General features: G+C 61.5%; 23 protein-coding genes, 1 tRNA gene and 1 riboswitch. Of the genes, 12 read left to right on the forward strand and 12 right to left on the reverse strand.

All coding sequences use genetic code 11. From position 1 onward, the window contains the following. Positions 1 to 52: 52 nt before the first annotated feature. The 4 genes from ACVNHC_RS15215 to ACVNHC_RS15230 all read left to right on the forward strand — a co-directional run bounded on the left by ACVNHC_RS15215 (position 53) and on the right by ACVNHC_RS15230 (position 4,161). The gene (locus ACVNHC_RS15215) at positions 53 to 853 is read left to right on the forward strand and encodes a response regulator (protein WP_457167816.1); all 801 of its coding nucleotides are present in this window, start codon (positions 53 to 55) and stop codon (positions 851 to 853) included. 251 nt (positions 854 to 1,104) lie between these two features. Then, the gene (locus ACVNHC_RS15220; protein WP_072242536.1) at positions 1,105 to 1,269 is read left to right on the forward strand and encodes a DUF1328 domain-containing protein; all 165 of its coding nucleotides are present in this window, start codon (positions 1,105 to 1,107) and stop codon (positions 1,267 to 1,269) included. Positions 1,270 to 1,357: 88 nt separating this feature from the next. Continuing rightward, complete coding sequence (locus ACVNHC_RS15225; RefSeq protein WP_457167818.1) at positions 1,358 to 2,389, forward strand: sensor histidine kinase; 1,032 nt, start codon at positions 1,358 to 1,360, stop codon at positions 2,387 to 2,389. 143 nt (positions 2,390 to 2,532) lie between these two features. Next, positions 2,533 to 4,161, forward strand: coding sequence for a CHASE domain-containing protein (locus ACVNHC_RS15230; RefSeq protein WP_457167820.1), 1,629 nt, complete (start codon positions 2,533 to 2,535; stop codon positions 4,159 to 4,161). A gap of 22 nt (positions 4,162 to 4,183) precedes the next feature. On the opposite strand, the gene ACVNHC_RS15235 is transcribed toward ACVNHC_RS15230, so the two are convergent. Genes ACVNHC_RS15235 through ACVNHC_RS15250 form a run of 4 tightly spaced genes read right to left on the reverse strand, consistent with a single transcriptional unit; the run spans position 4,184 to position 6,807 of the window. Beyond that, the gene (locus tag ACVNHC_RS15235) at positions 4,184 to 4,789 is read right to left on the reverse strand and encodes a thiamine phosphate synthase (protein ID WP_457167822.1); all 606 of its coding nucleotides are present in this window, start codon (positions 4,787 to 4,789) and stop codon (positions 4,184 to 4,186) included. Beyond that, a complete protein-coding gene (locus ACVNHC_RS15240; RefSeq protein ID WP_457167824.1) occupies positions 4,786 to 5,562 on the reverse strand; it encodes a thiazole synthase in 777 nt (258 codons plus the stop codon). The genes ACVNHC_RS15235 and ACVNHC_RS15240 overlap by 4 nt, the downstream gene beginning before the upstream one ends. A gap of 1 nt (position 5,563) precedes the next feature. Beyond that, positions 5,564 to 5,761 (reverse strand): sulfur carrier protein ThiS, encoded by a 198-nt coding sequence (gene thiS, locus ACVNHC_RS15245; protein ID WP_050473521.1) that lies wholly within the window; start codon positions 5,759 to 5,761, stop codon positions 5,564 to 5,566. Next, positions 5,758 to 6,807, reverse strand: coding sequence for an FAD-dependent oxidoreductase (locus ACVNHC_RS15250; protein WP_457167826.1), 1,050 nt, complete (start codon positions 6,805 to 6,807; stop codon positions 5,758 to 5,760). The genes thiS and ACVNHC_RS15250 overlap by 4 nt, the downstream gene beginning before the upstream one ends. A 76-nt stretch (positions 6,808 to 6,883) precedes the next feature. Then, positions 6,884 to 6,999: riboswitch (TPP riboswitch) on the reverse strand. A 233-nt stretch (positions 7,000 to 7,232) separates the two neighbouring features. Here ACVNHC_RS15250 and ACVNHC_RS15255 point away from each other — a divergent pair. Then, a complete protein-coding gene (locus tag ACVNHC_RS15255) occupies positions 7,233 to 7,682 on the forward strand; it encodes a GNAT family N-acetyltransferase (RefSeq protein ID WP_457167828.1) in 450 nt (149 codons plus the stop codon). Positions 7,683 to 7,733: 51 nt separating this feature from the next. Here the strand turns inward: ACVNHC_RS15255 and ACVNHC_RS15260 are convergent, their stop codons facing one another. The 3 genes from ACVNHC_RS15260 to ACVNHC_RS15270 form a co-directional block, all read right to left on the reverse strand. After that, complete coding sequence (locus ACVNHC_RS15260; RefSeq protein WP_457167830.1) at positions 7,734 to 8,234, reverse strand: GNAT family N-acetyltransferase; 501 nt, start codon at positions 8,232 to 8,234, stop codon at positions 7,734 to 7,736. Next, positions 8,231 to 8,503, reverse strand: a complete 273-nt coding sequence (locus tag ACVNHC_RS15265; protein ID WP_457167832.1) for a YjhX family toxin — start codon at positions 8,501 to 8,503, stop codon at positions 8,231 to 8,233. The genes ACVNHC_RS15260 and ACVNHC_RS15265 overlap by 4 nt, the downstream gene beginning before the upstream one ends. Before the next feature lie 469 nt (positions 8,504 to 8,972). Beyond that, positions 8,973 to 9,581 carry a TetR family transcriptional regulator gene (locus tag ACVNHC_RS15270; RefSeq protein ID WP_050473513.1) on the reverse strand — a complete coding sequence of 203 codons (609 nt, stop codon included), beginning with the start codon at positions 9,579 to 9,581 and terminating at the stop codon, positions 8,973 to 8,975. Positions 9,582 to 9,697: 116 nt separating this feature from the next. On the opposite strand from ACVNHC_RS15270, the gene ACVNHC_RS15275 reads away from it, so the two are divergent. Beyond that, entirely contained in the window at positions 9,698 to 10,711 is a 1,014-nt protein-coding gene (locus tag ACVNHC_RS15275) for an NAD-dependent epimerase/dehydratase family protein (protein ID WP_457167834.1), read from the forward strand. Between the two features lie 279 nt (positions 10,712 to 10,990). Further along, the gene (locus tag ACVNHC_RS15280) at positions 10,991 to 11,125 is read left to right on the forward strand and encodes a hypothetical protein (RefSeq protein WP_457167836.1); all 135 of its coding nucleotides are present in this window, start codon (positions 10,991 to 10,993) and stop codon (positions 11,123 to 11,125) included. A 69-nt stretch (positions 11,126 to 11,194) separates the two neighbouring features. On the opposite strand, the gene ACVNHC_RS15285 is transcribed toward ACVNHC_RS15280, so the two are convergent. Next, the gene (locus tag ACVNHC_RS15285) at positions 11,195 to 12,016 is read right to left on the reverse strand and encodes an AraC family transcriptional regulator (RefSeq protein ID WP_457167838.1); all 822 of its coding nucleotides are present in this window, start codon (positions 12,014 to 12,016) and stop codon (positions 11,195 to 11,197) included. 188 nt (positions 12,017 to 12,204) lie between these two features. On the opposite strand from ACVNHC_RS15285, the gene ACVNHC_RS15290 reads away from it, so the two are divergent. The 5 genes from ACVNHC_RS15290 (at position 12,205) to ACVNHC_RS15310 (ending at position 15,885) form a co-directional block, all read left to right on the forward strand. Further along, positions 12,205 to 12,603, forward strand: a complete 399-nt coding sequence (locus tag ACVNHC_RS15290) for a hypothetical protein (RefSeq protein ID WP_050473508.1) — start codon at positions 12,205 to 12,207, stop codon at positions 12,601 to 12,603. 88 nt (positions 12,604 to 12,691) lie between these two features. Further along, entirely contained in the window at positions 12,692 to 12,886 is a 195-nt protein-coding gene (locus ACVNHC_RS15295; RefSeq protein WP_457167840.1) for a hypothetical protein, read from the forward strand. Next, entirely contained in the window at positions 12,887 to 13,096 is a 210-nt protein-coding gene (locus ACVNHC_RS15300) for a hypothetical protein (protein ID WP_457167842.1), read from the forward strand. Between the two features lie 1,153 nt (positions 13,097 to 14,249). After that, entirely contained in the window at positions 14,250 to 15,377 is a 1,128-nt protein-coding gene (locus ACVNHC_RS15305) for a HigA family addiction module antitoxin (RefSeq protein WP_457167844.1), read from the forward strand. 19 nt (positions 15,378 to 15,396) lie between these two features. After that, positions 15,397 to 15,885 carry a hypothetical protein gene (locus ACVNHC_RS15310; RefSeq protein ID WP_457167846.1) on the forward strand — a complete coding sequence of 163 codons (489 nt, stop codon included), beginning with the start codon at positions 15,397 to 15,399 and terminating at the stop codon, positions 15,883 to 15,885. Between the two features lie 46 nt (positions 15,886 to 15,931). On the opposite strand, the gene ACVNHC_RS15315 is transcribed toward ACVNHC_RS15310, so the two are convergent. The 4 genes from ACVNHC_RS15315 to ACVNHC_RS15330 all read right to left on the reverse strand — a co-directional run bounded on the left by ACVNHC_RS15315 (position 15,932) and on the right by ACVNHC_RS15330 (position 21,475). Next, positions 15,932 to 17,851 carry a UvrD-helicase domain-containing protein gene (locus tag ACVNHC_RS15315; protein WP_457167848.1) on the reverse strand — a complete coding sequence of 640 codons (1,920 nt, stop codon included), beginning with the start codon at positions 17,849 to 17,851 and terminating at the stop codon, positions 15,932 to 15,934. Positions 17,852 to 17,853: 2 nt separating this feature from the next. Beyond that, entirely contained in the window at positions 17,854 to 19,836 is a 1,983-nt protein-coding gene (locus ACVNHC_RS15320; RefSeq protein ID WP_457167850.1) for an ATP-dependent nuclease, read from the reverse strand. Positions 19,837 to 19,849: 13 nt separating this feature from the next. Then, the gene (locus ACVNHC_RS15325; protein ID WP_457167852.1) at positions 19,850 to 21,031 is read right to left on the reverse strand and encodes a Fic family protein; all 1,182 of its coding nucleotides are present in this window, start codon (positions 21,029 to 21,031) and stop codon (positions 19,850 to 19,852) included. A 367-nt stretch (positions 21,032 to 21,398) separates the two neighbouring features. Beyond that, positions 21,399 to 21,475: transfer RNA gene (locus tag ACVNHC_RS15330), tRNA-Arg, on the reverse strand. Positions 21,476 to 21,638 lie beyond the last annotated feature (163 nt).

Raw genomic sequence — 21,638 nt, forward strand, 5'->3', positions numbered from 1 at the left:
GGCACAGTTCCATTCCGGACGCCACACGGGGAGCCCTATGGAGCGTTTTTTAATGTCGCTTTCGACCCGTATTGCACCTCACCTGAGCTATCTGCGCCGCTACGCCAGAGCCGTGACCGGCTCGCAGGCATCAGGCGATGCCTATGTCGCGGCGACCCTCGAGGCCTTGATTGCCGATGTGTCGCTTCTGCCAGAGGCGCAGGACGACCGGGTTGCGCTTTACAAACTCTTTGCCACGCTTTTTGGTTCCACGCTGATCAAGATCGAGACGTCGGAATCGCCGTTCCTGTGGGAGCGCCGGGCCTCCAGCTACCTTGCGTCGCTGCCGCCACGCAGCCGTCTCGCTTTCCTGCTGGTGTCGGTGGAGGAGTTCACCCCAGCCCAGGCAGCCGATATCCTGTCCGTGACGGAAGCCGAGTTTGGCGCCCTGCTGCGCGAGGCGGCGGAGGACATCTCCCGTCAGGTCGCCACCGATATCATGATCATCGAGGATGAGCCGCTGATCGCCATGGATATCGAACAGATGGTGGAAGGGCTGGGCCACCGGGTCACCGGCATTGCCCGCACCCATACGGAGGCCGTGGAACTGTTCCGCGAGACCCGGCCGCGCATGATCCTCGCCGATATCCAGCTGGCCGATGGCAGCTCCGGCCTGGATGCTGTGAACGAGATACTCGCCGACGTGACGGTGCCGGTCATCTTCATCACCGCCTTCCCCGAACGCCTGCTGACGGGCGAGCGGCCGGAACCGGCGTTCCTTGTGACCAAGCCTTTCAATCCGGACATGGTGAAGGCCCTGATCAGCCAGGCCCTGTTCTTCGACGAAAGCGCCAGGGCTGCGGCGGCGGAGTAATGCCATGCCGCATGGCGCTTCCGCCTTCCAGGGCTTGATGCGTCAGCGCCGCAGGGTCTTGCTATAACAGGTTTCACCCCTCGAGAGCCGGATGCGATGGAACCACACGGGAGTTCAGCCGTTACATGATCAGCACCTTGCCTCTGCACTGCATACTATCGTTGCAAAGCAGAGGTGGTGAAAGTCTCGAAGCTGGAGAGCGGAAAGTCCTGTGGCAATGCAGGACTTGTGTCTTTCAGAAGGAGTTGATCATGCTGTATTATGCGGCTGTATTTCTTGTGATTGCGATCATCGCAGGTGTGTTGGGGTTTGGCGGCATTGCCGGTGCTTCTGCCGGTATTGCACAGATTCTATTCTTCGTGTTTCTGGTCTTCCTCGTCCTGTCCCTGATCGCTGGTGTGCTGCGCCGGGGCTAGGGCAGAGGTGATGTTCCGGAGCGAACAGCAGGAGGGGCTGGCTGCAAGAGCAGCGGAGCCCCTTTCTGCGAGAGTTGGAGTGGCGCCGGTGGTTCATCGGTTGATCTGGAAGGATCCGGGGCAGCCGGAGACCCATCTGCGTGAATATCTGCTGCTGGCGCTGGAGCGGTCGGGCATCTGCCTTACCCTTCAGGACAGCCAGCTGAACTATGTCTATGCCGCCAATCTCCCCGCGCCCTGGAGGCTGGATCCGGAAGCAGGCCATCCGACCGATGCCGCCATTTTCGGTGACGAGGTGGCCGGAATGCTGGCGGCCAGCAAGGCTCAGGTCATGGCCTCGGGCGAGCCGGCTTTTCTTGAGGCCGATCTCGGTGAGGCCGGGGTTTTTTCCTTCAATGTGGAACAGGTGACGTCCTTCGGCGCGCGGCCCTATCTGCTGACGACGATCGCCGACCTCACCGAAAAGACCCGCCGCGAGAAGGTGCTCCGGGCGCTTCTGCGCGAGGTCAGCCACCGGTCCAAGAACCTTCTTGCCATCATCCAGAGCATTGCCTCGCAGACGGCGCGGCATTCCACCCGGATGGACCAGTTTCTGGCCAAGTTCCGGGGGCGGTTGCATTCGCTGGCGCAGTCTCAGGATCTGGTGACGGACTCCAATTGGCATGGCGCCTATTTCGAGGATCTGGTGCGCCAGCAGGTCAGCCGCTATGTGCCGCAGAATCCGCATCTGGTCGAGGTGCTGGGTGACAACGCCCTGCTGGACCCGAATGCGGCCTTGCATGTGGGCCTGGCCCTGCACGAACTGATGGTCAATGCGGTCAGCTACGGAACGGCGCTGACCGTTGGCCCGCCGGTCACGGTGCGCTGCCGGCTGAGCAAGCAGGACGGTGTACGGATGGCGGAAATCGTCTGGATCGAATCCGTGACGCCGCAGGCCGGCGCACCGGCCGCCGGGACGGGCGCCGGCCAGACATCCCGCACGGCCTATGACCGCCATTTTGGCAGCACCGTGCTGGAGCGGGTTGTACCGCTGGCTGTCAACGGCAAGGCCAGCTACAGCCTTACGCCGCGCCTGGTGACATACAGCATCGAGTTTCCCGTGGAGCCCCATCCGGCCTGATTTCTCCGGCCAGATGGGGTTAACCCCGAAAATTCAGCACATTGTCCTAACGTAACCTATTGAAAACTGACAAGGCACACCGTTTACTCCCTCAACCGGCAGGGTGTCTTCACCCCTGTCCCCCGAGCACGGTTGCAGATGTCATGAGGAAGTATCTCCCCCCGGCCGTGTTCCTTGCCGTGGCCTGTGTTGGGCTGTGGCTGACCTGGGCCGTTTTTCAGGCTGAAACAACGGCAGAACGGCAGCGGTTTGAAGCCGTTGCCCGGGAGGCCGTGGACAGGGTCAGCAGCCGCATAGAGCAGCAGCTTGGTGTTCTGGCGGCCACCCAGGCCTTTTTCGAGGCTGCGGGGGGCATTGCCAAACATAACGAGTTTCGCACCTTCGTTCTGGGCCTTGAGCTGACAGGCCAGCTCCGCGGGCTGCAAGGCGTCGGCTTTGCACAGTTGGTCCGCACCGGGGCAGAGGCCCCTGTGAATGAGGCGCTGTCCGTCCATTTCGGGAGTGAGGCTGCCGTCTGGCCCAAGACCACCGCAGAAGACTGGCGCACGCCCATTGTGATGCTGGAGCCGCAGGATCCGCGCAACGCCCGGGCCATCGGATATGACATGTTCAGCGAGCCCCTGCGCCGGGCCGCCATGTCGCGCGCCATGGAAACCGGCAAGCCCCATGCCTCGGCGCCGGTCGAACTGGTGCAGGAGACCGGAACAGAAAAACAGGCAGGCTTTCTGGTCTACAGTCCCTTTCGCGGAACGCAGCCGCGTGTGCTGGGCGATGAGCCCGGCGGGCAGCCGGACGGTTTCATCTATGCTCCGGTGCGCGCAGGAGATCTGATCCTTGCGTCTTTGACGCATCCGCTGGAACTGCCGGTCGAGGTAGAGGTGACGGACACCGGTGCCGACAGTTCCGCGCAGCCCGTGCTGTTCCGGTCTGACGGTTTTGTGAAGCTGTCGGAAAAGGACTTCCAGTCCATGACGGGAGAAATCACCGTTGCCGGCCGCGACTGGCTCGTGCGGGTGCGGCAGCCTGATGCGAAAAACGGCATCGCGGCGCATTGGCGCTCCCTGCTGATCTGCACGTTTTCGCTGCTGTTCGCGGCGGCGCTGGCGGTCTCCATCCGCAATCAGAGCCGGGCCGTCGAAGCCCGGCGTGAGCTGGAAACCATGTCGCAGCAGGTCATCGCCGAGAAGGATCTGATGCTTCAGGAAATGAAGCACCGGATCAAGAATTCCATTGCCCGCATTCTCGCCATTGCCCGCCAGACGGCCAGCAGTTCTCCCTCACTGGAGAGCTTTTCTTCGTCCTTTGCCTCCAGACTGCAGGCCATGGCCAATGCGCAGGACCTCCTGACCCGGTCCCGCTGGCAGCGCGCCGGGCTCAACGAGCTTCTGGAGCAGGAACTGGAGCAGGTGTTCGGCGAAGCGCTCCAGCGTGAAAAGCTGTGCGGCCCCCCGGTGGTCCTCAACGAAAAGGCTGCCCACGCGCTGAGCCTCGTCTTCCACGAGCTGGCAACCAACGCGCTCAAATATGCCCGTGTCGGCGATGACGGGGCTTCCCTGACCGTGGACTGGACGCTGGAAGCCGCTCCCAAGGGCAAGCTTCTGCAACTGGTGTGGACGGAGAAATCCGCGCAAGCCGTGGAACCAGGGACAGCCAAGGGCTTCGGCACACGGCTGATTGACGCCAGCATCCGCGGCGAGCTGGGCGGCAAGATCGAGCGTGAATTCACCGGCCATGGCCTTGTCGTGCGCATGACCGTACCGCTGCAGGCCTGAGACTCGATCCCCCCGCTGGCGATCAGCGCCAGCGGGCCGTGGCGGCGAGCCATTCCCGCACGCGCGCTTCCGGATCTGCATTGCGGGTGATGTCGGTGGCAACCGCTGCACTGTCAGCCCCTGCGGCAAGCGCCGCTTCCGCTCGCTCCGGTGTCAGCCCGCCAATGCCGATCAGCGGCAATGCACCAATGCGCTGCTTCCAGATGCCAAGCTTCTCCAGTCCCTGCGGCGCCCACTTCATCTCCTTCAGGATGGTGGGATAGACCGGACCCAGCGCCACATAATCGGGCTTGGCGGCAAGCGCCGTCTCAAGTTCGGCCTCGTCATGAGTGGAAAGGCCCAGCTTCAGCCCGGCGCGGCGGATGGCGGCAAGATCGGCCTCCGCCAGATCCTCCTGCCCCAGATGCAGCCAGCTGCAGCCTTCTTCGATGGCCATCTGCCAGTAGTCATTCAGCACCAGTGTGGCGCCATGGGCCTCGCAAACGGCTTTTGCGTCGCGGATCTGGCGTCGCAGCTCTTCAGGTTCGCAGTCCTTGACCCGCAACTGCACCAGCTTCACGCCCTGCGGCACAAGGCGGACGATCCAGTCCGCGCTGTCGACGATGAGATAGAACGGATCAAGCGTCATCCGAAGGCTCCCTTGCCAATGATGGGGGTTGATGGCACGGCCATGTCCCTTGGTTCAAGCAATCCGGCAAGATAGCCTTGGCGCCCGGCCTCCACCGCCCCGGCAAAGGCTTCGGCCATCAGCTCCGGATCCGCGGCTCCCGCCACGGCCGTGTTGAGCAGCACCGCATCAAAGCCCAGCTCCATCACCGTGGTGGCATGGGAGGGGCGGCCAAGCCCGGCGTCGACGATCAGCGGCACATCCGGGAAGGCGGCACGCATGGACCTGAGGGCAGCAAGGTTCTGCGGGCCCGCCGCCGTGCCGATGGGCGCGCACCAGGGCATCAGCACCTGGGATCCGGCGGCCAGCAGCTTCTCCCCCACGATCAGGTCATCGGTGGTGTAGGGAAACACCTCGAAGCCTTCGGCGCTGAGAATGCGCGCGGCCTCCACCAGTTCGAACACATCCGGCTGCAGTGTGTCGTGGTGGCCGATCACCTCCAGCTTGATCCAGTTGGTGGCGAACACCTCACGCGCCATTTTCGCCGTCAGCACCGCCTCGGACGCGCTGTGGCATCCGGCCGTGTTGGGCAGAACCTTGACGCCCAGATCGCGGATCATCTGGAAAAAGGCGCCGCCATTGCGCCCGCCCGCCGTCTCCCGGCGCAGCGACACGGTGACGATCTCGACCTTCGAGCGGCGCACCGCCCCGGCCAGAACGGCAGGGGAAGGATAACGCGCCGTGCCCAGCAGCATGCGGGATGAAACGTCGCTGCCATAAAGCGTGAGGCTCATCTCAGCCTCCCTGCATCGGCGACAGGATCTCGATCCGGTCGCCCTCGTTCAGCCGGCAGGTGTCCCGCGCTTCGCGCGGCACCAGTTCGCCGTTGACGGCGGTGGCCAGCCAGTCGCCTTCATAATCGAGTTCCTGCAGCAGGGCGGGCAGGGTTTCCGCCGCACAGGCCACGGCCTCGCCATTCACCAGCACATTCATGGGTTTGCATCTCCCTTGTTTTCCATCAGCCGCCGTGCGGCCATATCCGCTGCCTGCCGGGCGAGGGCCGGGGCGAGCAGGAAACCATGCCGGTACATGCCGGCCACTGCGAGATCCGTGCCTTGCGGCAGGCGCTCCCGCTCTGCCACCACGCGCGGCATGTTGTCGTCAAAGGCCGGGCGCACACCGGCACCCAGTTCCACGATGCGTGCTTCGCCAAAGGCGGGATGCAACGCATAGGCGGTGTTGGTCAGTTCCATGACCGAGCGGGCAGTCACCGGGCCGCCGTCGTCGCTTTCGATCATGGTCGCCCCTACCATGAAGCGCCCGCCGCCGCGCGGCACCACATAAAGCGGATGGCGCGGATGCAGCAGCCGCACGGGCCGCGACAGGGAAATCTCGCCGGTCTCCAGATACAGCATCTCGCCGCGCACACCGCGCAGGCCCTGTACCCGGTCTATGGCGCCGGGCCCCGTGCAGTCGATGACGAGGGATGCGTCCGTCTCAGCCCCTTGCGCCGCATCGCCCAACCGGAAGGTGACGCCTTGCGCTTCCAGCTGCTTCCACAGCGCCGTCATGGCAAGGCGCGGGTCGAGATGCGCTTCGCTCTCGAAGAACAGCCCGGTCATGAACCGCCCGGCCAGCGCAGGTTCCAGTTCGGCAATCTCCGCCGCATCTACCATTCGGTGGCCTGCGGACCTGCTGGCAAAGCGGCGCAGTTCCGCCTGATCGCGCGGCGGGCACAGAACCAGCGTGCCCTTGCGGGAGACAAGCCCCGGCACGGCCGCCTCCCACCAGTCTGCAGCTTCCAGTCCAAGCTTCAGCACCTCGGGCCCGGCGGTCTCTGCCTCGCACCAGGGCGCCAGCATGCCGCCGGCATAGAAGGAAGCCCCGTGTCCCGGCGCCGGACTGGTGTCCGCCACGGTGACGGCAAGTCCAAGGCGGGACAGTTCGAGCGCCGCCGCAAGCCCGGCAACCCCGGCCCCGCGCACGAGCACCGTGGAGGAGCCTGACAGTCTGGAAAGGCGAGAGTGTGTCTGGCGCATCCGCTTCCGGCTTCCGTGGCATTTGTCTCACGGGCGGAAGGGATTTGTGAGGCGCCCGCCGGCAAACGCCAGACCTCCGCGCATCACACACCATCCCTCCGCCAGCGTGAACTGGATCAGGTTCAACGGGTCACTGCGCTGCATCGCCAGCAGTATCTCAGCCCCTTGCACGGGACTCCCCAAGGTGGAGCCCAACCTTTGCGCCGGGCGGCCGGGATTGTCAATTGCATGACAGGAGCTGCATGGCAGGGGCTGCATGAAGGCGGCTGCGTTGACAGGGATTGGCCGCGCGTCTAGGACAGGTTCAGTCAGTCAGGGAGATTTATGCGCAGAAGCTTCAATCCAGTTTGACCCTGCGGGGTGAGCGGCCATCCGGCCGGATGATTGAGTGTGCGCATTTGCGCCTGACTGACGGAAATATGAACATGACAGACCTTTGCATCAGGCCGTACCGGCCGGATGATACCTCCTGCCTGCTCCGCATCTGGCGGACAGCCTCCGAGCTGGGCCATCCCTTCTTGGGCAAGGACCAGCTCGATGCCCAGGAGAAGCTGACCGCAGAGATCTATCTGCCCATGGCCGAAACCTGGATCATCGAGGTGAATGGCCAGCCGGCCGGCTTCATCGGCCTCCTCGATGACTTTATCGGCGGCCTTTTTGTGGACCCGGCCCAACATGGGCGCGGCCTTGGCAAGGCGCTTGTGGCCCATGCACTCAAGAGCCGCAGCAGCCTGGACTTGGAGGTCTATGCCCGCAACGAAGCCGCTCACGGCTTTTACCGCAGGCTTGGCTTCCTGGAGGTGGGCCGGCGTCCGGAGGATGACAACGGCTTGCCCTTCGAAGTGATCCGGCTTCGCCTCGACAAGCCCTTCTGACGGCAAGGGATGACCGGGCCGCATCCTGTGACGATGCGGCCCGGCCAAGTGTCAGTCCGGCTGATTCAGTCCGAAGGCGGGGTGATGGATCAGCTCTCCCTGCGGGGCCTGCCCGCCGAAAGGCAGCGCCAGAACCACGCTGGAAGGAACGCCCGTGACACCCAGCCCGGGAAAGGCCCGGAAGCCAAACCGGGCATAATAGGCCGGGCTGCCTACCAGCGCCGCCCCGCGCGCCAGCGGCCTGAGCTGGCGCAGTGCTTCGCGCATCAGGGCCGTGCCGGTGCCCTGACGGTGCCGTTCGGGCAGCACCGCCAGAGGGCCGATCAGCCCCCAGGGGCCATCCGGCCCTATGCGGGCCCAGGAGGCGGCGAGATAACCCGTTACCTCGCCGTCCTCTTCGGCGATGAGTGAAAGCGCAAGGGCCCCATCGGCCCGCAGCGCCTCGACAATCGCGGCCTCCGTGCCGGTGGATTGCGCCAGCATCTTGAGCGCTTCGGTGACCACGCGGCGGATCGCCGGAGTGTCTGCGGCCATTTCGGTGCGGATGATCATGCGAATGCCTCCTGACGGTTGTCGGGCTGAGCCCGGACGCTGAGCCGTCCCTTGCCGGAAATCCGGTAGGGGCTTGATGCCCTGGATTCAATGAGGCGCTTGCGCCGCAGTTTGGCAAAGACCTCGGGCGTGCAATCGGACAGGAGAAGGCCGTCGCGCGTGAAGCACTGCACGTCTGTTATGCGGCCGTTGCCGGACCGGTGATGACGGATATAGCCGCCTTGCGCCAGCACGTGCAGAACGCGCTGTTCGCTGCGAGAGATGTTCATGGAAAAGCCTGTGTGCAGAAATCACCCTGGCACCCTTCGGGCACGGCAAAATCGCCGCTGCGAAACGGTGCATCTGGATGTCCCGGTCGATCGGGACAGTCAGCGGGTGGTCACAAGCTCCAGCATCTACAATCCCCTGTTGGCTTGGATTGGACGGCCACGATTTAACGCAAGGGCAGGCAAACCGTCAACAGCGAACAGGCAATGGCCCTTCCCTTCCCTTCCCGGCTTTTGCAAGAAGATCTGTTCTCTACCCTCCGCAGGAGAATGGCGTGTCGCACGGGCGAAGGTGAGAACCATGTCTACGCCATAGCCTTCCTTTAGCCGGCTTCGCACCCGGGATTTCAGCAACCCTGCCGGCCGCCCCGTTGCATAAAGCGGCCAGCGAATGGGAATGCCCCGCCCCTGCAGCGCCTCCAAACCGGCAACTGCCCTGAGGGATTGCGGGCCATTGAACGATCCGCGTTGCCTACATGTCCGGCTGGCTGGCTGCCGCGAAAGCCGTGACCAATGTATCGATCACCGCATGAAGCCGCGGCTCCAGATCCAGACCAGCGACGGCGGCCTGCTCCACGTGAGCAGGATGGACGAAGACCGTAACAGCATCCCGCACCACACCGGCAGCCACGTCGAGGTCGGGGATACGGAACTCGCCCCGCACCACCCCATCCTCCAGCACCTGCCGCACGAGCCCGGTCATGCGGCGCGCATAGTCGCCGACGAGGTCCGGGCGTTCGGCGATAATCCGGCGGTAGAGACCGTGGATCTCCGGATCGTCCCCCAGCTTGGCCCGCTTGCTGCGGTGGAGCGCCAGGACAAGGCCGCGCAGCCTTTCTGCCGCAGATCCATCGGCTTTGGCGAAGCGGGCCGCCAGTTCGGCCTCTTCGGCCATCGTCCGCGCCGCAAGGGCGTCAAAGATATCCGCTTTCGACCGGAAGTGCCGGTAGAGCGCCGAATGCGACAGGCCCATGGCCTTGGCGATGTCGACAACATTTGTCTTGGCCTCGCCGAACCGGCGGACCTGTTCGGCGGCGGTGTCCAGAATGCGGTCGCGATGATCGTGGGCGTCGTTCGTCATGCGCAGCTTTTAGCTGACACATCGCATGCATGCAACATGTAACAAATTTCATATTTTGTATTGTGTAACGTTTTTGGATGTGACACGTTGGGACAAACGGCCTTCAGGAGATAGTCATGAGCCAGTTTCCTTCCCAGCAGACACCCCGCCTCGCCCTCGTCACCGGAGGCTCCGGTTTCGTCGGCGGGCATCTCATCCGCCGCCTGCTGTCGGATGGCTGGCGCGTCCTTGCGCTTGGCCGCAGCGACAAGGCGCGGGCGGAGATCGAGGCCCTCGGCGCCGAGCCGGTTGAGGGCGACCTTCTGGACCGCACGGCGCTGGCCGGCGCGATGGAAGGGATCGAGGTGGTGTTCCACGTCGCAGCGCATTTCAAGCTCTGGGGGCCAATGTCCCTGTTCCGCCGGATCAACGTGGAGGGCACGCGCAATGTCGTGGACGCAGCTGAGCGCGCCGGTGTGCGCCGCATCGTCTATGTCAGCGCCGCCGCCGTCGTCATGGGCCGCCCCGAACCGATGCGCGGCGTGACCGAGGACATGCCCCTGCACAAGATGCCGTTTGCTCCCTACGCCGCATCCAAGGCCGAAGCGGAGGAAGTGCTGCTGGCGGCAAATGGCCGCCGTGCAGGCTTCTCCACGGTGGCCATCCGGCCGCCTTTCATCTGGGGGCCGGGCATGCCGGCGCTTGACCGCATGGTCGAAACCGTTCGCGCAGGGCAGTTCCAATGGGTTGCTGGCGGCGGGCAGGCACTTTCCACCTGCCATGTCGATAACCTGTGCCACGCGTTGATCTTGGCCGCCGATCGCGGGTCAGGCGGAGAGGCCTTCTTTGTGAGCGATGGCGAGGACACGACGCTGAAGTCCTTCCTGACGCGCCTGCTCGCCAGCCGCGGCGTGACGCCCAAGGACCGCGCCGTGCCGTTTGGCATCGCCTGGACGATGGCGGGTGTGATGGGTGCGGTCTGGCGGATCTTCCGCCGCAAGGGCGAGCCGCCGGTCACCCGGCAGATGCTGCGGTTCATCGGCAAGGATTTCACCATCGACGTGAGCCGTGCGCGAAATCAACTCGGTTACGCTCCGGTCATCTCGGCGGCTGATGGCATGCGCGCAATGCAGGCGAAAAACCTTCGCTGACATCAGCTTGCATCCCCTTCACGAGACGGACGCGGCCTCTCCGGTTGTGGTGTTTTCGATCTTCCGGCATGTCCGTCCCTTCGCGGAAGGGCAGGGGGCTTATACCGGCTGGGCCCCCCATCGCCCCCATCCTGTCCGGCTGGTGGCACTGCTGATCCGGCGCGGTGCATGGAAACTCTTCGAGCATACCCTGCTCCTCCTCCTTGAGGGGACATCCGGTAACGCCGGGTGTCCCGGTATCTCGGCCCATCCTGGAAAAGCGGTTCCGGGCATCCAGACGTGAACCATATTCAAGTCTGGTCGCTGACCTCCGTTCGTGTGTTGGCGGCGCACATCGGCGAGGATCACGCCGGGGGAGTGATCGCGGCCGGACCGGGCCGCACCGCCGGGCTCTGGATCACCGGGAGCTTCTGATCGTGAGCACGTCGAGTGTCGGGACGGCCGCCTCGCTGTGCGGCGAACGTGGATGAAACCCAGCAGTCCCTATCGCTCGCCATGATCGTGAAGTGCAGGCCGGAGCCGCTCGAGCAGATAGCGGCTTGGCGGCTTGCCGGCCATTTTTCGGAACATGGTCACGAAACTGCTGGCGCTTTCATAGCCGAGATCCATCGCGACGGCCTGGACCGTCTGGCCGGCGCTCAGATGCCGCAAGGCGAGGACAACATGCAACTGCCGGCGCCAGCGGCCGAAACTCATGCCCACCTGTTCCGCCAGCAGGCGGCTCAGGCTGCGCTCGCTGAGCGCGATGCGGGCGGCCCACTCCGCGACGGTCGCATGATCCGCAGGTGCGGCGATCAACAGATCGGTCAGCTTCTTCAGGCGCGGATCACTGGGGATCGGGAGGCGGAGGTCTTCGACCGGCGCCGCAGCCAGCTCATCGAAGATAACGGACACGATGCGGCCGTCCGGACCTTCGACGTCATAGAGTTCCGGAAGCTCGTTGGCCCTGATCAGCAGATGACGGAGCAGGCCCGACACAGTGATCGTGCAGCATTGGTCCGGCAGGTTCGGAGCCTCAGGCGGTTCGATGAAGAGGGAGATGCACTCCACCTCACCTGAGCCGAAGACGGTATGGGGCAGCCCGCCGGGAATCCACACGGCGCATTGCGGCGGCACGATCCAGACAGCGTCTTCAACCTCGCAGTTGATGACGCCACGGACCGTGAAAAGCAGTTGCGCTTTCTGATGCGAGTGCCGGGGCGATTGCTCCAGGCTTTCAAGACTGGCGACGGCATTGGCCGCGACGAGGGCGCGCGGAATCTCATCAACATAAGAAAGCCAATCGCTGCGGACGTCTACATACATCAAAGGCCCCGGCGTTTTCCATCTTGGCCGGATTGAAACATACAATGGCAGAGTTGCGCAATGACGCCATTCTTCAGTTGACCTATTGCTTTCAGGCAGAAGGGACACGCGGCAATCATGATCGCGTGTCCCTTCGATAGGGCAGTGCTCAACTGCCCTATCGAGCAAATTCGGATAGGAGTGTTGATGTGATCGCAAAGAAACCAGTTGAGCTCGCACTCGCGTGGCTTGTTCCTGCGGCCGGTGCCGCAATCTTTGTCACGATCCAGTGCTTCTCTTATCTCAACGATTACGTCAGAAGCGGCGGGACGATGCAGGCCATGACGTTCGGCCCCGCCGCGTTGTGGGGCGTATCTGTTTTTTACGGCGCCTGGGTTGTCCCGCCGTTGCTGGCGCTTGCCGGAAGGCGCGCGGCCGACTGGGCCATGCTCGTCCTCGGCGGTCTCCTTTTCGCCATGAGCACGCTCGCCGGCGTGGCGGATGGCTTGCGCGACGGCGGCCATCTCGTTGCCCTGGAACTGCTGGCAGTCACGCTTCCGGGCGCGGCCGCGCTGCTCATGTCGTGGCGGCACATCCGCTCGCATTGAAAGCATCCATCCCGGCTTGAGCAATTCCAGGTGAAGTGGACACCGGTTCACCGTCCGGAATTGCGCAGAAACTCTAAGGAGACGATACATGCCTTTGGACAGCACGAACTTCCCGCTCGTCTGGATGAGTTATGACCACGGTCCCGATCACGGCCACGACGAGGACTTCGAGGCGTTGGAGGCCAATCTGCAGCGCGGCGCGCCGTTCGTGATCCTGACAGATTCCGTGCCGGCCGAAGAGCACGAGCACAGCCAGGAAGAAAAGAAGCGCACCTCGCTGTGAATGAAGAAGCACAAGGCAGAACTGCGCACGCTCGTGCTGGCGATGATCGTGATCGAGCCGAGCGCCGCCAAGCGTCTGGCCTTCAAGCCTTTCGGTGTGGCCTTCGCCAAGTTCTGGGGCTATCCGATGAGGCTCGCCTCGTCTCGCGAGGAGGCCCTGGAGATCGCGGGGAAACTGCTGTCGGAGCGCGCCGGGTCTGCAACAGCCTGACAAACGGCTGAGCGGACGGTGCGAAGACGAACTTCAGTTCACGCTGGCCATGAAGGGCTATTGCTTGGGGATGGCCACCGCCCACCTCTCGGTACGCGCATTCCGCTGGCGGCATTGATTCAGACGTTGGCGGTGGCGGAACACCTGAACTTCCGTCATCAAGCCGCTCGCAACATTCCAGTGGATCAACCCGGCATGGTGGAGCGGCGATCACGGCAATGATCCCGCTGCGGAACGGAGCCGCTGGAGAGCCAAAACGTTCGATCCCGCCGGGCACGCAACCAGTGCGATCGATTTGTGATCCGGATGTTCGCTAAGGGCAGCCATCTATGATGGGCTCCAGATCAAACACCCTTACGCGCCTCACCTCGTGCAATCATTCCGGCCAAAGGCGTTTCGAACTTCTTCACCGCCAAACGCCGCCGTTTCTACGCTCTTCCGCGCACGCGCCAGCCTCTGCCGGATACAAGGGCGTACGCTCGGCGGCAAAAGCGCATTGTGAAGGGAAATCGACAGTATTTGGCGCGCCGCACCGGGTGAAGACGAGAACTATATCTACGCTATAGCTCTCCTTTAAGCGTGGTCCGAATCCCGCCCGCTCCGTCGTGGCAAGTCTCGTGGCGGGCAGTGCCCGACGAAGATAAGCACTATGAGAGCGTCATATCCATATGACATCATTGGAGAATTTCCAGATAATTCGACCATCAGCGGTGATGGGTGCCTTTTGGAGGCCTATCGGCAACGATATCGGGCATTCGGCGGCCATACAGGCTACATCGATTTCGCAACTTAACGCCTTGCGTTAAGTTGCGTTGACGGCTTTGCGCGACTCAGCTATGGTTCACCTTATGGAGATCGAGTTCGCAGACCAGCAGTTGGCCCTAATTGAAACGGAGCGTGCGGCAGACACAAAGCTGCCGGTCGCCGTAATTCAATCTGCTCGTCAGCGGTTGAGCATAATCCGAGCCGCCCCTGATGTTCGCACCATGCAGAACTGGAGGAGTCTCGGCCTAAGAGCGCGAGCGGCTGGTTCTCCAGAGCATTTGGTTGTTTTAGCCCCTCAGTGGGCGATGGTCTTACGGATTGAGGAAAAGAATAGTGCTATGACAGTGATCGTAAGGGCGATGGAAGAGCAAACAAGGGGGGCGGCATAATGGCCAGCACTAACGCCGTCGCTATTGATCCACCTGGAGTCTTCATCAAGCTCGAACTGGAGGTTCGTGGCTGGTCGCAGCGCGATCTCGCCTTCATTCTCGGGCAGACCGAGCAGCAACTTAATCCCTTGTTGTCAGGAAAGCGCGCGATCACGCCGGATATGGCACGTTTGCTTGGGGATGCCTTTGACGCGTCCCCTCAATTCTTCTTGAATCTTCAAAGTCAGTACGATTTGCAGAATGCGAAGGAACCTGATCCGGCTGTTAAAACAAGGGCTGAACTGCAAAGCTTGTATCCTGTGCGCGATATGATCCGTCGGGGGTGGATTCAGGACGGGGAGTCATCCCTGCTTCAGCTTCAGATGGACAGGTTTTTCGAGGTCGCCAACGATCAAGGGGCTGGCGCGATCGCTTTTGCCGCCAAAAGGACGCATTACGACGAAACTCCCCCTCATCAATTGGCGTGGGTTTTTCGGGTTCGGCAACTCGCAATCAATATGTCGGTGCAGACTTTTTCATCGGACAAGCTCCGCAGCGCGCTCCCAAAACTTCGGGCTTTGATGATTGATCCTGAAGCGGTTGGGACCGTGCCAGCATTGCTCGCAGACTGCGGTGTACGGTTTGTCGTTGTTGAGGTTCTACCCAACGCGAAGATCGATGGCGTGTGTACCTGGCTCGATGACCAGTCCCCCGTCATTGGAATGTCGACGCTGTATGATCGCCTTGATAACTTCTGGTTTGTTCTACGACATGAAATCGAGCACGTCCTTCAGGGGCACGGAAAGCACTCAATCGGAATGGTCGACCACCTAACAGGTGATAACGCGTCAGATGACAAGAATGAAAGCGATGAAGAGCGTGTCGCAAATTTAGCCGCCGCTGATTTCTGCGTTCCAAGTCAAAAGATGGATTCATTCTATACACGAAAGCATCCATATTTCTCCGAACGGGATGTTATCGGATTTGCGTCGCTGATGGGCGTTCACCCAGGGATCGTAGTGGGACAGCTCCAAAAGCGAATGAAGAGGTATGATTACCTTCGTAAATATCAGGTGCCGGTGAGGCGTTATGTAGTGAATTCGGCGGTAACTGATGGCTGGGGCCATGTTGCCGAAGCGCATCTCTAAATTTCAATGATGGTGATGAATGGCAAAGTTTTCTGAGCAAATGCAGGCGATTTTCGATCGCTATACCGAAGAGGTAGATTCCTCTCCGGTATCGCTCGACAACGTTGCTGCGTGGGCGATCGAACAAGGGCTTTACCGCCCGCAACCGCGCGACGTGGTAAAGCTTTGCCGTGAGGCGCTGGCCGAAAGCCTACGGCAAGAGAAACGGATCGACGCCCAGGGCAGGAAGTACAGAGCCAAACACTCTGTACGAACCAATATCGGCGGCGTTCAATTGAGCCTTTGGGCGGACATCGACAACGCTCCCCGCTCATTCATGGAAAAATCCTTTAGTCAGCGTCGAAAGGCCATCGCGGACGACTGCTTCCAGGTTAAGCAGGATGTTGATCACTTCAACGACGAGAACCCCACTGAATTGCCTATTCAGATAGTGCTCGATTTCACTGATGACGTTGCCGAAATGGAAGCTGCCGCACGTCACCACAGAGACGATGACGAAGCCGCTTGATCGGCCCGGTATCCATAGTCGGAGAGCTGGCGATCAAGCCGTCAATTCAAGTCATTGAGAATGTTCGGACACCTGCCTTCGCCAGCAAACCGTACAGCGTCGCAATCTTGCTTCGTGCGCCTCTGCGAGCGCAGTAGGTAAAGACAACCCGTTGCTTCGCGCGAGTGAAAGCGACGAAGAAGCCAGCCGTGGCCTCGATCTGGTCGTTGGCAAAACTCCACCATGCGCCATCGTCAAGACCGACGAAAATGACGCTGTGGTATTCAAGCCCCTTGCTCTTATGGATCGTCATTAGCGGGACCGCGTGGACGCCTTCATATGCGTCTAGCGTCGTTGACCAGTCGCCGTCGCTGGATGACGATCCAGATAGATGCACGGCGGCTGCATCCAGCACCTTTTCCAGCCAACCTCCCTGACCATAGGCGGGATGAACTGCGATCAGCCGATCTCGACCCAAGAATGCTACGATGTCGTCAATGATCGCCCGCGCCGCCGCTTTCGACTTTGGCGGAGCAGGATGATTTTTGGAAAGATTGACCGTGTAGGCGTCTAACTCGTGGGCAAGTTTGGACTGCGCGCCCTCGTCATCAGGTGTGATGCCTCGCAGGGCCGCAAGCGCTTCTTGGCATTCGGTCCAATAACGACCAGCGCGCTTGGTCATGGCGAGGCGCAAAATGACCATCGGCAGTTGAGACGCTTCTTCCGCGAGCAACTCTTGCAGCATAACCGCCCCAACGGTTCCGGCTTCGTTGCGCAGTGGAATGCCGGCGGCATTGAAGGCTGGCTCAAGGACGGCCGCATAATCAGCAGCCTTCTGGCGAACCAACAAAACGAAATCACGCGGGCCGAGGTTGTGTGTTTTCATCTCGGCGGTGACGAACGCAGCCAAGCGATCCGCCTCGACCTCCGGCGTAGCGAAATCCCATATCGCACAACTTTCCCCGCCGATCGTACCGGTGGTCTTTGAGATTGGCGCTACGGCGCGAGCATCCAGAGCCTGTGCAAGGACATGCTGGATGCGTACCAGCTCCGGCGAAGAGCGATAATTGTTATAAAGCGGTGTTCGCTTGCCAGCGAAGTCAGCATCAAAGGCGGCGAACGGATCATCCATCGCCATTGCCCAGCGCATGATCTGCTGCTTGTTGTCACCAACGGCCGTGATAACCGTATCGGTGCCAAGGAAGATCGTGCTGACCAGATCATATTGGATCTGGGTCGTATCTTGAAACTCGTCCATGAACAGATGCGAATAGGTCAGACGGAGCGCATCGCGCGCCATCGGATTGACCCGCAAAAGGAGCTCGGCGAGCCTCCCGATCATTGGAAATGAAAGGACACATTTTTTGCCTTCGTGGAGCGACATTTGCCAGAAGCGATCTGCCGCCCATTGGCTGACGGATGGATTTACCCAGCCATCCACGGGCAAGGGTGAGCCAACCAGATGGCGGCGCTCGAATGTTTTCGTCGCTATTGCTTGTATGTCCGCATAACTCCCGACCGAAGATGGAGGCGAACCGACTTGCCGATATAGAAAGTTAGCAAAAAATTGCCCACGATACATCGGGTCATACGGATTCAATATTTCGTAGTCTGGCCTTGGCCGCCAGCGTTCAGGCAACGCCTGACCAAAGCGATCGATCAATCCCTTAGCAAAGGCATCAAAGGTCATCGAGTCGAAGCGCCCTGCATGATTGCGATGGCAACGCTGACTGACGCGCGCGGCGAGGTTGGTCGCCGCGTCTCGCTTGAAGCTGATGGCGAGAATGCGCCTTGGCGCGGGTGCGGTGCCTGTCTGGAGGAGGTAGGCGGCGCGTTGCGCCAGCAATTCCGTCTTGCCCGCGCCGGGGCCAGCGATAACGGACCGATTGTCCGTCGAACGCACAACTTTCAACGCATTCGCTTCGAGCGCATCCACCCCCACGGGCTTCCAATCATCCGGTCGTACACGTCGCGAGAGCACCGCCATGACTAATCCCGCCGCAACGACTTGGCGATGTGATTGAGGACCTCGGCCAAAACCGGAGGCATTTTCTCAGCCAAGTCCTTTTTCTTGATGTGGGTCAGAGCTGCGAGATGCGTTGCAGGCTTGCTGTTGGTGAGGAAGTGATAACGGTAGGCTGGCAGAAGCGCCGGATAGTCCTTGAACGGACCGGTGTAGAGCGTGAGCCCCGGTCCCGCTGTCCCGAGCACCACTTCCGCCGCCTTGTCGGCGGCCATCTTCGGACCGCCACCCTTCGGGATGATCGCTTTATAGGCGTCCGGGAAAGCTTCGAGCATGGCCAGATCGAGGTCGAGAGGCGCTGAAAAGTAGACGCCATGCGGCTTCAGGCAATCGACCCAACCCTGCAGAATTTTACGATCCTCCGGGTCCTGCCAAGTGTGCATCGTGGCAAACCGTTCGTCGGACAACACGCCCCCATCGATCTTCAGAAGCGTGGCCTTTGACACGCCGAATTCGATGAGGTTCTCGATCGCCGTCTTCACGCGACCAAAGCCACCGCCGTCGCGACCCAGATCGAGATCGAGAAGGGTCGCGTGCGGAATGCCCAGATGTTTCAGCAATCGCCAGAAATGCTGCACATGCCGCCCGCCCAAGGGCACGATGGCGACGAAGGCAGGATCGATCAGGAGATCGAGCGCATCGGCCAAGGGCGGCAGGACGATCCGTTCCGAGTCGCCTTCGGCCAGCAGAACGAACCGGGCGAAGTAGAGTTCTGGATAGGCGAGCATCGCGCCACGGACGAACTTCGACGCCTCGTCAATGCCCGGCGGCATCTTGATTTTCTTGACCGTCGAGACCCGCGTCTCTGGATCACAACGGCAGTAACGGACCTCACGCGGATTGACGCGGCTCAGCACCGCCGGCGAATGGCTGGTGACGATCGCCTGCGCGCCGCCGGCGTCGGTCAGCGACCGGACCTGGCGGACGATGCGCGCGAGGAAGTATGGGGAGAGATGGTTTTCCGGCTCTTCCAGCGCGAACAGCGTGAGCGCCGGGATACGCAGGGTATCGTCACGGAAGCCGTCCACGGTGCCGGCGACAACCTGACGCTCCAGATCGAAAACGGCTGCGGCCAGCGCGAAATAGAAGAGCGATTGCTGACCATCGCTCAGGGCGTCGAGGCCGCGTTCCTGGCCATCCGGTCCCTGCTCAAAGATCACGGCAATCTTGTTGACCACTTCCTCAAACCGGCGACTGACCAGACTAAGCCGTGGTTTTGTATCGACGACATCGTCGTGGAGCCCTGACCAGCGCGCCTGCAAGGCTTTGCCGATCGCGGCGATCGCCGACTCCCCCTCGAATGCGGTAGCCAGATTTTCAGTTGCCGTTTGAACAGCCTTCCCCGTTTTGGATGACCATTCGATAGCGCGAAGAAGGCGAGCGGCGAGCGCGCCGGTCGTTGCCTTAATCTGGGCCGCCGCGTCCCGGCTGGCAGGCGTGTAATAGAGTTGGATGAGACCGCGATCCGCCGCCGAGACCGGATGGCATTTGTCCTCGGCGGGATCGTCATCGAGCGTATCGACCCAGAACAGTTCCTGCGAAACCTCGCCTTCGACGGTCCCGTCATCTTCCCATCGAGCTTCTAGACGCAACCGGCAGACTGGCGATTTGCCCTCCCGCTCGATCTGCATGTGCCGGAACGACGGTGCGATGGTCTCCGGTGTCGCGGTGCCATCGGCCAGCTCGGGCAAGCCGATCAGCACGTCGATGAACATATCCCTTGGTTCACGGTCCTCGGGATCGTCATCTGCGCCAATATGAAAATCGGATCGCTGAACGGTGCGCTGCGCCCGCGACACGCCGAACAGCTTCGACAGAGCATGGAGCAGCGCGGTCTTGCCCGCCGCATTCGGACCGACAACCGCCGTGATCTCTGACGAGATCGGAACCGTGATTGGATCTGGACCGAAGCAGCGGAAGCCGGACAGGGTCACAGATTCTATACGCACAGACTTCCTCCCGTCAGGCCGTAGTGGGGAGCGGGTCGGTTCCCTCGCTCAGGATGGCGAGATAACGCCGATAGCTGAACACGCGGCCCCGTTTGCGCCCGGTGATTTCCTCAACGATACCGAACCGCTCCAGATCGGCGAGCGCCGCATTGACGGTTGGGGCCGAGAGGCCAGTCTTTTGAACAAGCTGGTTGGCGGTCAGGAACGGATTCTGCTGAAACAGATCATGAATACGCAGCGCTGAACCGGCCCGATCGCTCTCCGCCGTAATCCGTTCACGGTCTTCCTTGAACAGATCGACGATACGGGTAGCTGCGTCGAACGCTTGATTGGCGGTATCCGCCACGCCCGTCAGAAAGAAGTCGAGCCATGCTTCCCATGCGCCGTGTTCGCGCACTTCCTGAAGCAGGCGGTAATAGTCGGCACGATGGGCTTTCAGGTAGAGGCTCAGATACAGCAGTGGCTTGCGCAGCACCCCGTTGACGCAGAGATACAGCGTGACAAGCAAGCGGCCGATCCTGCCGTTGCCGTCCAGAAACGGATGGATGGTTTCGAACTGAACGTGCAGCAACCCGGCCTTGATGAGGGCGGGCAGACGCGAGCCTTCCTCGTGCATGAACCGCTCAAGCGCATTGAGGCAGCCTTCCATCTCGGTCGGCGGGGGCGGCACGAACAGTGCGTTGCCTGGGCGGGTGCCGCCGATCCAGTTTTGCGACCGCCGGAATTCGCCGGGATTTTTCGTACCGCCACGCCCGCTTTGCAACAGCCGCGCGTGCATCTCGCGGATCAGCCGTAAAGACAAAGGCAGTTCTTCCAGTCGCTCCAATCCATGCATCATGGCGTCGACGTAGTTCGAGACTTCGCGAATGTCGTCGATCGGCTGGCCCGCTTGCGCCTCGGTTTCGAAGCGGAGCAGATCCGAAAGAGTCGATTGCGTGCCCTCGATCTGAGATGAGAGCACGGCTTCCTTCCTCACATACATATAGAGGAACAGTTCTTGACGCGGCAGCAGCATGGTGATGCCGTCCAGACGCCCCAAGGCCCGTTCGGCTAGGCTCAGCCTTTCCAGCAGGGCCAGCACGTCGATCGATGGTTCAGGCGGCAGTGGGGGCGGCACGAAGGCGCGCACCATTTCGCCCGCCACAGGGGTCTCGACGAAGCGGCCTAGCCGAAGGTTGGAAGCTGATTCGGACATGCCCAATTATGCAGGCGCAGCGTTATTTAAGCAATTGGCGCTTGGCTTAAATAGGAGTTGAGCTAAGATAAGCGCCCTTAAATAGCGGAGCGATACCATCGGCGGGTATGTGCGTCAGCCGAATGGCTACTTCGGGCTTAGCGGAAGATTGCTCAATCACCGATATGAAGGCACGTAGCGGTCATACAAAGCTCCAAACGCGAGGCCTTTGTAGAACAAGCATCCTAATTGACCGGAGACGATTCGAACTTGTTACCGCCAAGCACCGCCGATTCTACGCTTTTCTGCATATAGGTTGCCCACTACCTTGATGCAAAGGAGTACGTTCGGCGGTTAAAGCGTAGTGTAGAGGGCAATCGGCGGAATTTGGCGCACCCGAAGGGATTCGAACCCCTGGCCTCTGCCTTCGGAGGGCAGCGCTCTATCCAGCTGAGCTACGGGTGCTGACCGGGCGCCGGTTGGGACCGGCCGGTTCGGTTCTGATACAGGAATGAAACCGTCTCGGCAACGGCTTTTCTGTTCTCCCGCGTGGATAGCAGGAAGGCGCAGAGTTGCGAGGTTCCGGCAAGACCTTGCGGCCTCATACATATGCCGGGTTCAGGCCGCC

The organism is Pannonibacter sp. Q-1, from assembly GCF_054073275.1.

Coding starts and splice junctions, on each gene's coding strand:
- ACVNHC_RS15215 (WP_457167816.1), top strand. CDS start 53: ATGTCGCTTTCGACCCGTATTGCACCTCACCTGAGCTATCTGCGCCGC.
- ACVNHC_RS15220 (WP_072242536.1), top strand. CDS start 1,105: ATGCTGTATTATGCGGCTGTATTTCTTGTGATTGCGATCATCGCAGGT.
- ACVNHC_RS15230 (WP_457167820.1), top strand. CDS start 2,533: ATGAGGAAGTATCTCCCCCCGGCCGTGTTCCTTGCCGTGGCCTGTGTT.
- ACVNHC_RS15235 (WP_457167822.1), bottom strand. CDS start 4,789: ATGACGCTTGATCCGTTCTATCTCATCGTCGACAGCGCGGACTGGATC.
- ACVNHC_RS15240 (WP_457167824.1), bottom strand. CDS start 5,562: ATGAGCCTCACGCTTTATGGCAGCGACGTTTCATCCCGCATGCTGCTG.
- thiS (WP_050473521.1), bottom strand. CDS start 5,761: ATGAATGTGCTGGTGAATGGCGAGGCCGTGGCCTGTGCGGCGGAAACC.
- ACVNHC_RS15250 (WP_457167826.1), bottom strand. CDS start 6,807: ATGCGCCAGACACACTCTCGCCTTTCCAGACTGTCAGGCTCCTCCACG.
- ACVNHC_RS15255 (WP_457167828.1), top strand. CDS start 7,233: ATGACAGACCTTTGCATCAGGCCGTACCGGCCGGATGATACCTCCTGC.
- ACVNHC_RS15260 (WP_457167830.1), bottom strand. CDS start 8,234: ATGATCATCCGCACCGAAATGGCCGCAGACACTCCGGCGATCCGCCGC.
- ACVNHC_RS15265 (WP_457167832.1), bottom strand. CDS start 8,503: ATGAACATCTCTCGCAGCGAACAGCGCGTTCTGCACGTGCTGGCGCAA.
- ACVNHC_RS15270 (WP_050473513.1), bottom strand. CDS start 9,581: ATGACGAACGACGCCCACGATCATCGCGACCGCATTCTGGACACCGCC.
- ACVNHC_RS15275 (WP_457167834.1), top strand. CDS start 9,698: ATGAGCCAGTTTCCTTCCCAGCAGACACCCCGCCTCGCCCTCGTCACC.
- ACVNHC_RS15285 (WP_457167838.1), bottom strand. CDS start 12,016: ATGTATGTAGACGTCCGCAGCGATTGGCTTTCTTATGTTGATGAGATT.
- ACVNHC_RS15295 (WP_457167840.1), top strand. CDS start 12,692: ATGCCTTTGGACAGCACGAACTTCCCGCTCGTCTGGATGAGTTATGAC.
- ACVNHC_RS15300 (WP_457167842.1), top strand. CDS start 12,887: ATGAAGAAGCACAAGGCAGAACTGCGCACGCTCGTGCTGGCGATGATC.
- ACVNHC_RS15305 (WP_457167844.1), top strand. CDS start 14,250: ATGGCCAGCACTAACGCCGTCGCTATTGATCCACCTGGAGTCTTCATC.
- ACVNHC_RS15310 (WP_457167846.1), top strand. CDS start 15,397: ATGGCAAAGTTTTCTGAGCAAATGCAGGCGATTTTCGATCGCTATACC.
- ACVNHC_RS15315 (WP_457167848.1), bottom strand. CDS start 17,851: ATGGCGGTGCTCTCGCGACGTGTACGACCGGATGATTGGAAGCCCGTG.
- ACVNHC_RS15325 (WP_457167852.1), bottom strand. CDS start 21,031: ATGTCCGAATCAGCTTCCAACCTTCGGCTAGGCCGCTTCGTCGAGACC.